The following is an 11989-nucleotide window of genomic DNA, read 5'->3' as shown; positions in this document are numbered from 1 at the left end:
CCCCGAGGGTCGGGTCAGGCGTCGGCGCGTTCGCGCCACTGGGTCAGGGCGATGCCGTGGCCGTCCGGGTCCCGGAAGGCCGCCGCCCACACCTCCAGCCTGCTGCCCCGGTTGACCACGCGTGGGGCGTACGTGAAGCGGACACCGGATCCGCGCAGCCGTCCGTACGCCGCCTCGATGTCGTCCACCTCGAGGTTGACGTGCACGAGCCGGCGACTGATGGGCGCCGCCCCGGTCACCTCGCGCAGCACCAGCCGGGTCGAGCCGAAGGCGAGCACCGCGTTGCCGGTGCCCTGGTCGACCTCGGAGAAGCCGAGCATGTCCCGGTAGAAACCGAGCGATCGGGCCAGGTCGGTGACCAGCAGGGTCAGTCCGACGCCGCTGATGGGACCGGCCGGGTCCGCCGCCGACGCTCCGTCGTACCCGAAGATCGCCTCGTCCAGGGCCTCGGCGGTGACGGTCTCGCGGGCCGCTCCCGCCGGGGTCGGGTCGTCCAGCGGCAGGTCCAGCGGGTCCAGCGGGTCGGTAGCGAGCGGGCCGGTCCGCTGCGTCGGCGGGGCGTCGGTCGGCCGGTCCGCGCTCGGTGCGGACCGGGCCTGCGCTTCCGCGTCCACGGGGTCGTCGTCGGACTCGGCGGCACGGACGTCGTCCGGGTCGTCCGGGTCGACGCCGGGCTGGTCGAAGTGCTCCTCGGCCGGGGGCCGGGGTGCGGGCGTGGCCCGGCGGGGCAGTCCCGCGCCGGGCTGTTGCTCGACGACGACGCCTTCGAGGACCACCGGGCCGCCCGGGGCCTGGCTCACCACCACCGGCTCGCGCTCGTCGGATACGACGGACCGGTCGTCGCGCAGGGGGTCGGGACCGCGCTGGTCGCGGAACGGGTCGCCGCCGCGCGGGTCGCGGAACGGATCGGGGCCGCGCGGGTCGCCGAACGGGTCGGGGCCGAACGGGTCGCCGCCGCGCGCGTCCCGGAAGTCGTCGTCGGGCGCGCGGTCCGCCCAGGGCGGGGCGTCCTGCTCGATCAGCACCTCGTCGCCGGGGTCGAGGTCGCCGAACTCGGGCGGCAGGTCCGCGACGGCCGCGGCGGTCTCGGCGTGGGTGGGCACCTCGTCCCAGAGGACCTTGACGTGCCGCTGGTCGTCGAGCGCGACCCGGATGGGCAGGGTCTGGCCCAACGACGGCCACTTGGAGACCGGCACCCGCGGCTCGATGATCTTCTTGGATCGGGGCGGCAGGCCGGGCGCGTCGATGACCAGTTGCAGCTCGCACCGGCCGAACGCGTACTGGGTGGGTGGTTCGGAGGCGCTGTGCACGTGCGCCACGCCGACCACCCAGGTGCGCCCGCCGCCCTTCACGGTGGCCAGCGCGATCGCCAGCACCAGCAGGGCGACGCCGAGCGCGACGATGGCCCAGCTGGTCATGCCCAGCCCGAAGAGGACGACGAAGGTGGCCACGGTGCCGAGCACCGTGCCGACCAGCTTGCGTACCGGCGCGATGGGCCGGTTCCCGCCATTCGCCACAGTGGACCTCCCGGGGGTCAGGGCCAGGCTAGGCCGGATCGGCCACCGGTGGAAAGACCGGCCGCCGCGCCGGCGCCGGGACCGGGTCGCTACGCTGACCGTACCGAGCCCAAGCGTTCTGCGCGTACAGGAGGAACCCAGCGTGTCCAACGACAGCCCGGAAGAGCGCAGCCTCGTGCTGATCAAGCCCGACGCGGTCCGCCGCGGCCTGGTCGGCGAGCTCCTCTCCCGCTTCGAGCGCAAAGGGCTGCGGATCGACGCGATGGTGCACCGGACCATGGACGCCGCGCTCGCGGACGCGCACTACGCCGAGCACGTCGACAAGGCGTTCTACCCGCCGCTGAAGGACTTCATGACCGGCGGTCCGCTGGTCGCCCTGGTCCTCTCCGGCGACCAGGTCATCGACGTGGTCCGGGGGCTGGTCGGCGCGACCGACGGCCGCAAGGCCGCCGCCGGCACCATCCGGGGCGACCTGTCGCTCTCCAACCGGGAGAACCTGGTGCACGCCTCCGACTCGCCGGACAGCGCCAAGCGCGAGATCGCGCTCTGGTTCCCCGAGCTGGGCTGACGACCTCACGATTTCAGGCGGCCGGGGGTAGCTTCTCCGGATTGCCCACCACGTAGATCCCGGTGATCCGACCGGCGGCGGCGGTGACGGTCATCGTGTAGCGGCCGCCGTCGCCGCGGGTGAGCAGGATGGCGGGTTCGCCGTTCAACTCGACCCGCCGCGCCGTCCACTCGCGGCGTGGGCCGTAGATCCCGGCGTAGTACCGGGCGACCCGGTCCGCACCCCGCACCGGGTTGCGCGCGGAGCGGACGCGACCGCCACCGTCGTTCCACGCCGTGACGTCCGCGGCCATCAGACGGGTGAGCGTCGCCAGGTCCCCGTTCCGGGCGGCGGCGAGGAACGCCTCCAGCAACCGCTCACGCTCGGACCGGCTGGCGGTGAAGCGGCGGTCCTCCTGGCGTACGTGCGTGGTTGCCCGGTGGTGCAACTGCCGGCAGTCCTGCGGGGTCCGGTCCAGGATCTCCGCGATCTCGGCGTACGGCAGGTCGAACGCGGTGCGCAGGACGTACACGGCACGCTCCGGCGGCGTGAGCCGTTCCAGCACGTGCAGCAGCGCGGTGGACAGCGAGTCCCGCAGCTCCGCGCGGTCCAGCGGGCCGAACGGCGAGGGCTCGGTCGGCACCGGCTCGGGCAGCCACGGTCCGACGTACGTCTCGCGGGCCGCCTGCCGGGACCGCAGCCGGTCCAGCGCGAGCCGGGTCACCACCCGGGACAGGTAGCGGCGGGGCTCGGCCACCGTCGACCGGTCCACGCCCAGCCAGCGCAGGTACGCCTCCTGGAGCACGTCCTCCGCGTCGTGCCGGCTGCCGAGCAGCCGGTAGGCGAGCCCGAGCAGCATCGGCCGGTGCGCCTGGAGCGCACCGGCCGCCTCTGCCGCCTCGGTCGTCACACCTGTGCCGGGGGCTCCGTGTGCGTCGTCACGGCGATGCGATTCCACACGTTGATTGTGGCGATCGCGAGGACCAGATCGGCCAACTCCTTCTCCGACCAGATTTTCGCGGCGGCGTCCCACACCTCGTCCGACACCCCGTGCTCGCCGAGCCGGGTCACCGCGTCGGTGAGCGCCAGCGCGGTCTGCTCCCGCTCGTCGAAGAACGACAGCGCCTCCCGCCAGGCGGCCACCGCGAACAGCCGCCGGCTCGACTCGCCGGCGGCGAGGGCGTCGCGGCTGTGCATGTCCACGCAGTACGCGCAGCCGTTCAGTATCGACGCCCGCAGCTTGACCAGCTCCAGCACGGTGTGGTCGACGTTCGCCTGGACGTACTTCTCCAGACCTGACACGGCCTGGTATCCCTGCGGCGCGACCTCGAAAAGCTTCATCCGTTGCACGGCAACCTCCTTGATCGGTTCGACACCGCTACGACGGTCCGACCGGTCGCGCTGTGACAACCGGGGCTATGAGCCCGGTCACGTCGAGGGGGTCAGCCGCGGGTCGCGGGGACGGTGTCCGGGAGCACCTCGCGGGGGCGGGGGATCCGGACGACGCCGTCGACGTCACCGGACGGGCGGTCCTGGTCGCGGGGTACGGGTCGCGACACCCGGGCGGCCAGGTCGCGGCCCACCTTGATCATCGGTAGCTCCACCCAGCGGTAGAGCACGTCCGCGAGGACCAACGCCACCACCACGGCGGCCACGAAGATGGTGGTGTTGTGCCGACCCACCGCGGGCAGCAGCCCGACCGCCGCCCACGCCGCGATGGACTGGACCAGGTACATCGAGTACGACCGTTCGCCCACGAACACCAGCGGCCGCAGCCCCAGCACACGGGCCAGGACGCTGCGCGACAGCAGCGCCGGCAGCAGCAGCGCGGCCGCCGCCGCGTAGCAGCCGATCAGCGCCTCCTGGCCGAAGCGGGCCGGCCAGTACCGCACGGCCACCTGCACCGCGGCGAAGGCCACGATCACCACGCTGGCGGTGACCGGGTGGGTCAGCGGCCGGAACAGGGCGAAGCCGCGTGGGTGGTGCATGAGCACGGCCGTGAGGCAGCCGAGCAGGATCGCCACGTAGTGGATGGGCCAGCTCAGCCAGCCGATCTGCGGCGGGATCAGCGCGACGAGGAGCACGAGGAGCGCGAGGGTCACCGCGAGCCGGCGCCGGAAGGCGCCGGTCACCAGCACGAAGGCGATCGCCGGCCAGAGCAGGTAGAACTTCTGCTCGATCCCGATCGTCCAGGAGTGCAGGTAAGGGGTGTTCGCCGGCAGGAGTTCGTTGAGCAGCAGCAGGTAGTAGCGCATCGAGCGTTCGACCGCGTCGGCGGTGCCGTTGAGCCGGGCCAGCCCCCAGGTCAGGAACAGCACGAGCAGGTACATCGGCATGATCCGGAAGAACCGCCGCAGGTAGAAGGCGCGCAGCGAGACCCGACCGTAGCGGTGTTCCTCCCGCAACAGCAGCGTCGTGATCAGGAAGCCGGAGAGCACGAAGAAGAGGTGTACGCCGATCCAGCCGGTCAACCAGGCCCAGGACGGACCGCCGAAGTGGAAGGCGAAGACCATCACGGCCGCCACGGCCCGCAGGCCGTCGAGCGCGGGGAATCGACGCATGGCCTGAAATTCGTCATGGCTGAGCGGACGCACCGGCGAAGTCTGCGCGAGCCTCTCGCCGGGGTCAAGCCGCGCTGGCCGCCGGGTCGTGCCCTTCGGACAACAGGCGTTCGGTCGCCGGTCACCCGGACCGCCGGCCGCGGTCATCTGCGCCCGGTACACCCACGGGGTCAACCCATCACCGGGAGGAAGCATGACCGAGCTTGATCGACGTACCCTGCTGCGGGCTGGCCTGGTGGCCGGGGCCGGAGTCGCCGGCGGCGCCCTGTTGGGCGGTGCCGGCGCGAACGCCGCTCCGGCCTGGCGTCCGGCCGGACGCCCCGTGCTCACCCACGGGGTGCAGAGCGGCGACGTGACCGCGGATTCGGCGCTGGTCTGGACGCGGGCCGACCGTCCGGGCCGGATGCTTGTCGAACTGAGCCGCCGCCCCGACTTCCGTGGCGCGCGGCAGCTCCGTGGCCCGGTGCTGGGCCCGAACGCGGACTTCACCGGCAAGGTCCGGCTGCGGGGCCTGCCGGACGCCGAGCGGCTGCACTACCGGGTGCGGGTGGAGAGCCTGGACCGGCACGGGGTGGTCAGCGAGCCGTTGACCGGTTCGTTCACCACCGCGCCGGGCCGGCACCGCCGCCGGGACGTGCGGTTCGTCTGGACCGGGGACATCGTCGGGCAGGGCTGGGGGATCGATCCGAACTTCGGCGGGCTGTCGATCTTCCGGGCGATGCGCGCGGTCCGTCCGGACTTCTACCTGTGCAGCGGCGACACGGTCTACGCGGACGGCCCGCTCGTGGAGTCGGTGACGCTGCCCGACGGGCGGATCTGGCGCAACCTCATCACCCCGGAGAAGAGCAAGGTCGCCGAGACGCTGACCGAGTACCGGGGGCAGTTCGCCTACAACCTGCTCGACGAGCACCTGCGGGAGTTCGCGGCGGCGGTGCCGCAGATCAACCAGTGGGACGACCACGAGGTGCTCAACAACTGGTATCCCGGGGAGATCCTGGACGACCCGCGCTACACCGAGCAGCGGGTCGACGTGCTCGCAGCGCGGGCCAGCCAGGCGTTCCACGAGTGGCTGCCGGTGCCGGACAACGGGCCGCTGTACCGGCGGATCTCGTACGGGCCGCTGCTGGACGTCTTCGTGCTGGACATGCGGACGCACAAGGACCCCAACGACGGCAACACGTACGCCGACCCGAAGCGCGGTCTGCTCGGCCGCGAGCAGCGGGAGTGGCTGATCCGGGAGCTGAAGCGCTCCACGGCGACCTGGAAGGTGATCGCCAACGACCTGCCGATCGGGGTCGTGGTGCCAGACGGTCCGGGCGCGCAGGAGGGTGTCGCGCAGGGCGATCCGGGCGCGCCGGTCGGGCGTGAGCTGGAGTTCGCCGAGGTGCTGCGGGCGACCCACCGGGCCGGGGTGACCGGCATGGTCTTCCTCACCGCCGACGTGCACTACTCCGCCGCGCACCACTACGACCCGTCCCGTTCGGCGGTCGGTGACTTCACGCCGTTCTGGGAGTTCGTCTCCGGCCCGGCGCACGCCGGCGCGTTCGGCCCGAACGCCCTCGACGGCACGTTCGGACCGCAGGCGGTCTTCGTGCACGCCCCGCCGCGCGCGAACACCTCCCCGGCCGAGGGCTTCCAGCACTTCGGCGAGGTCCAGATCGACGGCGAATCCGGGGCCCTGACGGTGCACCTACGCGACCGCGACGGCGCCTCCCTCTGGACCACCACCCTCCCAACCCCCTGACCCCACCCACCCCCCACCCCCACCCCCGGGAGCCTCGCCCTGGTGATCAAGAGATTCGCGTCAGGATCCGGCGCGAATTTGACGCAAACCTCTTGATCACCGGGGGTGGGCGGGGGTGGGGGTGGGGTGGGGTGGGGGTGGGGTGGGGTGGGGTGGGGTGGGGGTGGGGTGGGGTGGGGTGGGGTGGGGGATTAGTCGGGGGCGGGGGGCTGGGTGGGTCTTGTATCGTTGGAGGCCGTAAGGCGATGACCCGGCCATCACCGGTGAGCCTCCGGAAGAACAGCCGGGTGACCGGCCCAGTAGAACCGGACGGGTCCGGCCCGTCACAGCCGGCCAATGAGCGGGCGGTCGATCCTGACCGCCAAGCGGGGTGGTACCGCGGGCCACCCGGGGAGCGTCGTTGTCGGCGTACCCCGGACGGTTCGTCCTCGCAGACCCACGTTGAGTGAGCTGCGAGGAGAGCGACAGGCGATGGCCTATCCACTGCACGACCCCGCCGCCGGTGTCCCGGCGAGCCCGGACCTGCCCGCGGTCGAGCGCCGGGTGCTGGAGCACTGGACGGCCGACAAGACCTTCGAGGCCAGCATCGAGGCCCGCCCCGCCGGTACCGACGGCAAGAACGAGTACGTCTTCTACGACGGCCCGCCGTTCGCCAACGGCCTGCCGCACTACGGCCACCTGTTCACCGGGTACGTCAAGGACGTGGTGCCGCGCTACCAGACCATGCGCGGGCGGCACGTGGAGCGGCGCTTCGGCTGGGACTGCCACGGCCTGCCCGCCGAGGTGGTGGCCGAGAAGCAGCTCGGCATCACCAGCAAGGCCGAGATCATCGACCTGGGCGTGGCCCGGTTCAACGAGGCCTGCCGTACGTCGGTGCTGGAGTTCACCCAGGACTGGGAGCGGTACATCAACCGGCAGGCCCGCTGGGTCGACTTCACCAACGACTACAAGACCCTCGACCTGGACTACATGGAAAGCGTCATGTGGGCCTTCAAGACCCTGCACGACAAGGGTCTGATCTACGAGGGTTTCCGGGTGCTGGCGTACTGCTGGCGCTGTGAGACGCCGCTGTCGAACACCGAGACCCGGATGGACGACGTCTACCGGGACCGGCACGACCCGACGCTGACCGTGTGGTTCGGGCTGACCGCCAACGACTCCGCCCCGGAGCTGCTGCGCGGGCCGGTCAAGCTGGGTGTCTGGACCACCACGCCGTGGACCCTGCCGTCGAACCTGGCACTCGCCGTCGGCCCGGACATCGAGTACGCCGTGCTCGAACGCGACGGGGAGCGGTTCGTCGTGGGGGCGGCACGGCTCGGCGCGTACGCCAAGGAGCTGGACGGGTACGAGCAGGTCGGCACGGTGTACGGCCGGGACCTGGTCGGACGCCGTTACACACCGCTGTTCGACTTCCTCGTCGAGCAGGCGGGCGACAACGCGTACCAGGTGCTCGGGGCGGAGTTCGTCACCACCGAGGACGGCACCGGGATCGTGCACCTCGCCCCGGCGTTCGGCGAGGACGACCAGAACGTCTGCAACGCCGCCGGCATCCCCACCATCGTCACCGTGGACGACCACACGCGGTTCACCGCGCTGGTCCCGCCGTACCAGGGTGAGCAGGTCTTCGACGTCAACAAGCCGGTGATCCGGGAGCTGAAGGAGCGGGGGGTGGTGCTGCGGCAGGACACCTACACCCACTCGTACCCGCACTGCTGGCGGTGCGACACCCCGCTGGTCTACAAGGCGGTGTCGTCGTGGTTCGTGGCGGTGACCCAGTTCCGGGACCGGATGGTCGAGCTGAACCAGGAGATCAACTGGACGCCCGGCCACATCAAGGACGGCTCGTTCGGCAAGTGGCTGGCCAACGCCCGGGACTGGTCGATCAGCCGGAACCGGTTCTGGGGCTCGCCCATCCCGGCGTGGAAGTCCGACGACCCGAACTACCCGCGCCTGGACGTCTACGGATCGCTCGCCGACATCGAGCGGGACTTCGGCGTACGCCTGACCGACCTGCACCGGCCGGCGGTGGACGACCTGGTCCGCCCCAACCCGGACGACCCGACCGGTCAGTCGATGATGCGCCGGGTGCCGGAGGTGCTGGACTGCTGGTTCGAGTCCGGGTCGATGCCGTTCGCCCAGGTGCACTACCCGTTCGAGAACGCGGACTGGTTCGAGCACCACTACCCGGGTGACTTCATCGTCGAGTACATCGGGCAGACCCGCGGCTGGTTCTACACCATGCACGTGCTGGCCACCGCGCTGTTCGACCGGCCGGCGTTCCGCAACTGCCTGAGCCACGGCATCCTGCTCGGCTCGGACGGGCGCAAGATGTCCAAGAGCCTGCGCAACTACCCGGACGTCTACCACGTCTTCGACTCGTACGGGTCGGACGCGATGCGCTGGATGCTGATGTCCTCGCCGGTGCTGCGCGGCGGGGACATGGCGGTCACCGAGACGCTGATCCGCGACGCGGTACGCCAGGTGCTGCTGCCGCTGTGGAACGTCTGGTACTTTTTCTCGCTCTACGCCAACGCGGACGGGTACCAGGCGCGGCGGCGCACCGACTCGACGCACCTGCTCGACCGGTACATCCTGGCCAAGACCAACGAGCTGGTGTCGACGGTCGGCGCGCAGATGGACGCGTACGACATCTCCGGCGCGTGCGCCACCGTCCGGTCCTACCTGGACGCGCTGACCAACTGGTACGTGCGCCGGTCCCGGGACCGGTTCTGGTCGGGTGACGCCAACGCCTTCGACACGCTGTCGACCGTGCTGGAGACGCTCTGCCGGGTGGTGGCGCCGCTCGCGCCGCTGACCGCGGAGGAGATCTGGCGTGGCCTGACGGGCGAGCGGTCGGTGCACCTGACCGACTGGCCGTCCGCCGAGGAGTTCCCGGCCGACCACGACCTGGTGGCGGCCATGGACAACGTGCGGGCGGTCGCCTCGGCGGCGCTGTCGCTGCGCAAGGCCAAGGGGCTGCGCGTACGGCTGCCGCTGTCGACGTTGACCGTGGCGTCCCCGGTGGCCGAGCAACTGCGCCCGTTCGCCGACCTGATCGCCGACGAGGTCAACGTGAAGGCGGTGGAGTTCAGCGCCGAGCTGTCCGCGTACTGCGAGCAGGTGTTGACCGTGGTGCCCCGGGCGCTCGGCCCGCGCGTCGGCAAGCAGGTCCAGCAGGTGATCAAGGCGGTCAAGGCGGGTGACTGGGAGCTGGTCGAGGGCGCGCCGGTGGCGGCCGGCATCACCCTGGCCGAGGGCGAGTACGAGCTGCGTCTCGTGGCCGCCGACGCCGAGCACTCCGCGCCGCTGCCCGGTGGCGAGGGCGTGGTGGTGCTCGACACCGAGGTCACCCCCGAGCTGGCCGCCGAGGGCCTGGCCCGCGACGTGGTGCGGGTGGTGCAGCAGGCCCGCCGCGACGCCGACCTGGACGTCTCGGACCGGATCGTGGTGGCGGTGTCGGCGTCCGACGAGGTGCGCGCCGCGGTCGGGGCGTACCTGGAGTTCGTGTCGGGTGAGGTGCTGGCCGACTCGGTCGACTTCGCCGAGGGCCTCGACGGTTTCGCCGGTGAGGTCGGCGAGGGCGAGCGGGTGACGGTCACTGTCCGTCGGGTGTAAGGAAGGGCCCCTTTCTAACGCCTGGTGTATAGGAAGGGCCCCTTCCTTACACCCAGCACTGTCGGGACGCGGACGCCTCCCACCTCCGTCGGTGGGGTGTGGGGGCGTCCGCTACCGTGACACCGCCTGCTCGCACCTCATCTGCCGGAGGACCAGTGCCCCTGCTCTACACCATCGGCAAGCTCACCGTGGCGCCCGCGCTGCGGTTGGCGTTCCGCCCGACCGTGGAGGGTCTGGAACACGTGCCGGAGACCGGCGGCGCGATCTTCGCCGGCAACCACCTCTCGGTGGCGGACGAGCTGTTCCTCGGCACGGTGGTGCCCCGGCACCTGGCGTTCTGGGCCAAGTCCGAGTACTTCACCGGCACCGGCGCGAAGGGCGCGTTCTCGAAGTTCGTCCTCACCGGTCTGGGCGCCATCCCGGTCGAACGGGCCGGTGGGCGCGCCGCGCTGTCCGCCTTCGACGCCGCCATCCCGGCGTTGCGGGGCGGTGACCTGGTGGTGGTCTACCCGGAGGGCACCCGTTCCCCGGACGGCAAGCTCTACCGGGGTCGGACCGGGGCGGCCCGGCTGGCGGTCGCCGCCGGTGTGCCGATCATCCCGGTGGGCACGGTCGGCACCGACAAGGCGCAGCCGATCGGGGCGCGGGTACCCCGCCCCGGCACTGCCAAGATCACCGTGAAGTTCGGCAAGCCGCTGGACTTCACCGGCCGCCCGGACGATCGCACCTCGCTGCGGCAGATGACCGACGAGGTGATGAGCGAGATCCAGAAGCTCACCGGCCAGGAGTACATCCCCCGGTACGCGCCGAAGCGCGCCGACACCGACCCGGCCAGCGAGGTCTGACCCCGCCCAGGCCGTCCGGATGCCCGCGAGCGGCGGCCCGGATGCGACTCAGCCCTGCTTGGGCTGGACGATCTGCGTGCGCAGGGTGTCGAGCAACGTCGCGCTGTCCGAGACGGAGAGCCGGGTGAACACCCCGGTGGCGATGCTGCCGTGGTCGACCGAGGTGCACACCACCACGTCGCCCCCGGCTGGTCGACCGATCGCGCAGCGCTCGTACCGACCCCGTACGCCGGTCCGCACCGTCTCGGGGGCCTCCAGCGCGTAGCGCTCACCGAGCCGCGTGATCTCCTCGTCCGCGTCCGCCTCGGGGGTCAGCCGGAAGCCGGTGCCGCCGAATACCGTCACCTGCTTGCCGTCCGCCGTCCGGTAGACGCCCGCGAAGGTGTCCTCGGCCAGCAGGTGCTCCTGGCGTACCTCTTTCTCCAACTGCTTGGCCGTCTCGGAGCTGCCGTCGTCCTGCCGCAGGCTCAGGTCGGCGACCTGCTCGGGCAGCGCGGCGCTGGCCGGGTACTGGGACGAGATCGGCAGGCCGTAGTAGGCGGGGCAGCCACAGCAGCAGGCCAGGCTGAGCAGCAGCAGCCACGGCCAGCGACGCCGGCGGCGCCGTGGTCGAGGGGGCGGGTACCCCTTGGCGGCCTCCCCGAGCGGCGGCGGCGCGGTCGGACCCCGCCCCCGGCGCTGCTTCGGCACCCGGGCCGGCGGCGCCGGGCGGACCGGCGCGGCGGGCCCGGCGGCGGTGGGTGGATGCGGCGGGGCAGGTCGGGCGTGCGGTGGCGGGTAGGCGACCGGCGGCAGGTAGGCCGGCGGTGGGTGGGCGGCGGGTTGGTGGTGGAGCGGCGGCGAGACGGGGTGCGTCCCGACCGGCGGCGGTGAGACGGGATGCGCGCCGACCGGCGGCCCGGACCACTGCCGGGTGGCCGGCGGGACCGGGTAGCCCAGCGTCGGCGGCAGCGGAGGCAGTTCGGCGGACGGCAGGTCCCAGCCGCCGGTGTCCACCCCGGCCCACGGGTCGACCGGGGTGCGGTGCTCGAGCGGCTGCTCCGGCAACGGCGGCGGCGGGGTCGGCTCGGCCGACTCCCCCAGGCGCGCCGACGCGGCAGCGCAGGCGGAACCGGCGCGGATCCGCTCCACCGGGGCGCGGGCGGCGCGGCGGGGGAGTC

9 protein-coding genes are annotated in these 11989 nt (G+C 72.2%); 4 read left to right on the top strand and 5 right to left on the bottom strand.

The annotated features are described in order from the left end of the window. Window positions 1-14: 14 nt before the first annotated feature. Window positions 15-1517, bottom strand: a complete 1503-nt coding sequence (locus tag ACQP03_RS27535; RefSeq protein WP_357134474.1) for a VOC family protein — start codon at window positions 1515-1517, stop codon at window positions 15-17. 142 nt (window positions 1518-1659) lie between these two features. Between ACQP03_RS27535 and ndk the strand changes: the two genes are divergently transcribed. Beyond that, window positions 1660-2085: a nucleoside-diphosphate kinase gene (ndk, locus tag ACQP03_RS27530; protein ID WP_357134476.1), complete on the top strand. Its 426-nt coding sequence runs from the start codon at window positions 1660-1662 to the stop codon at window positions 2083-2085. Between the two features lie 13 nt (window positions 2086-2098). Here ndk and sigJ read toward each other — a convergent pair whose 3' ends face one another. The 3 genes from sigJ to ACQP03_RS27515 form a co-directional block, all read right to left on the bottom strand. Then, a complete protein-coding gene (gene sigJ / locus ACQP03_RS27525; protein ID WP_433458997.1) occupies window positions 2099-2974 on the bottom strand; it encodes an RNA polymerase sigma factor SigJ in 876 nt (291 codons plus the stop codon). After that, window positions 2971-3405, bottom strand: a complete 435-nt coding sequence (locus ACQP03_RS27520) for a carboxymuconolactone decarboxylase family protein (protein ID WP_433458995.1) — start codon at window positions 3403-3405, stop codon at window positions 2971-2973. The genes sigJ and ACQP03_RS27520 overlap by 4 nt, the downstream gene beginning before the upstream one ends. Before the next feature lie 101 nt (window positions 3406-3506). Continuing rightward, window positions 3507-4625: an acyltransferase family protein gene (locus tag ACQP03_RS27515; protein WP_357134480.1), complete on the bottom strand. Its 1119-nt coding sequence runs from the start codon at window positions 4623-4625 to the stop codon at window positions 3507-3509. Window positions 4626-4818: 193 nt separating this feature from the next. Between ACQP03_RS27515 and ACQP03_RS27510 the strand changes: the two genes are divergently transcribed. The 3 genes from ACQP03_RS27510 (at window position 4819) to ACQP03_RS27500 (ending at window position 10829) form a co-directional block, all read left to right on the top strand. After that, entirely contained in the window at window positions 4819-6369 is a 1551-nt protein-coding gene (locus ACQP03_RS27510) for an alkaline phosphatase D family protein (protein ID WP_433458993.1), read from the top strand. Between the two features lie 471 nt (window positions 6370-6840). Continuing rightward, window positions 6841-9984, top strand: a complete 3144-nt coding sequence (gene ileS, locus ACQP03_RS27505) for an isoleucine--tRNA ligase (RefSeq protein WP_357175691.1) — start codon at window positions 6841-6843, stop codon at window positions 9982-9984. Between the two features lie 155 nt (window positions 9985-10139). After that, a complete protein-coding gene (locus ACQP03_RS27500) occupies window positions 10140-10829 on the top strand; it encodes a lysophospholipid acyltransferase family protein (RefSeq protein ID WP_357134485.1) in 690 nt (229 codons plus the stop codon). A 48-nt stretch (window positions 10830-10877) separates the two neighbouring features. Here ACQP03_RS27500 and ACQP03_RS27495 read toward each other — a convergent pair whose 3' ends face one another. Further along, complete coding sequence (locus ACQP03_RS27495) at window positions 10878-11960, bottom strand: hypothetical protein (protein WP_433458990.1); 1083 nt, start codon at window positions 11958-11960, stop codon at window positions 10878-10880. Window positions 11961-11989: the final 29 nt, after the last annotated feature.

This window comes from Micromonospora sp. CA-248212, from assembly GCF_050948405.1.
GTDB lineage: Bacteria > Actinomycetota > Actinomycetes > Mycobacteriales > Micromonosporaceae > Micromonospora.
Note: the sequence above shows the minus strand (reverse complement) of the source record. Positions and strands in the feature narration are given on the sequence as shown.

Bases quoted from the DNA above. Each gene is read 5' to 3' on its own strand.
- ACQP03_RS27520 (WP_433458995.1), bottom strand. From the start codon at position 3,405: ATGAAGCTTTTCGAGGTCGCGCCGCAGGGATACCAGGCCGTGTCAGGT.
- ACQP03_RS27510 (WP_433458993.1), top strand. From the start codon at position 4,819: ATGACCGAGCTTGATCGACGTACCCTGCTGCGGGCTGGCCTGGTGGCC.
- ileS (WP_357175691.1), top strand. From the start codon at position 6,841: ATGGCCTATCCACTGCACGACCCCGCCGCCGGTGTCCCGGCGAGCCCG.
- ACQP03_RS27515 (WP_357134480.1), bottom strand. From the start codon at position 4,625: ATGCGTCGATTCCCCGCGCTCGACGGCCTGCGGGCCGTGGCGGCCGTG.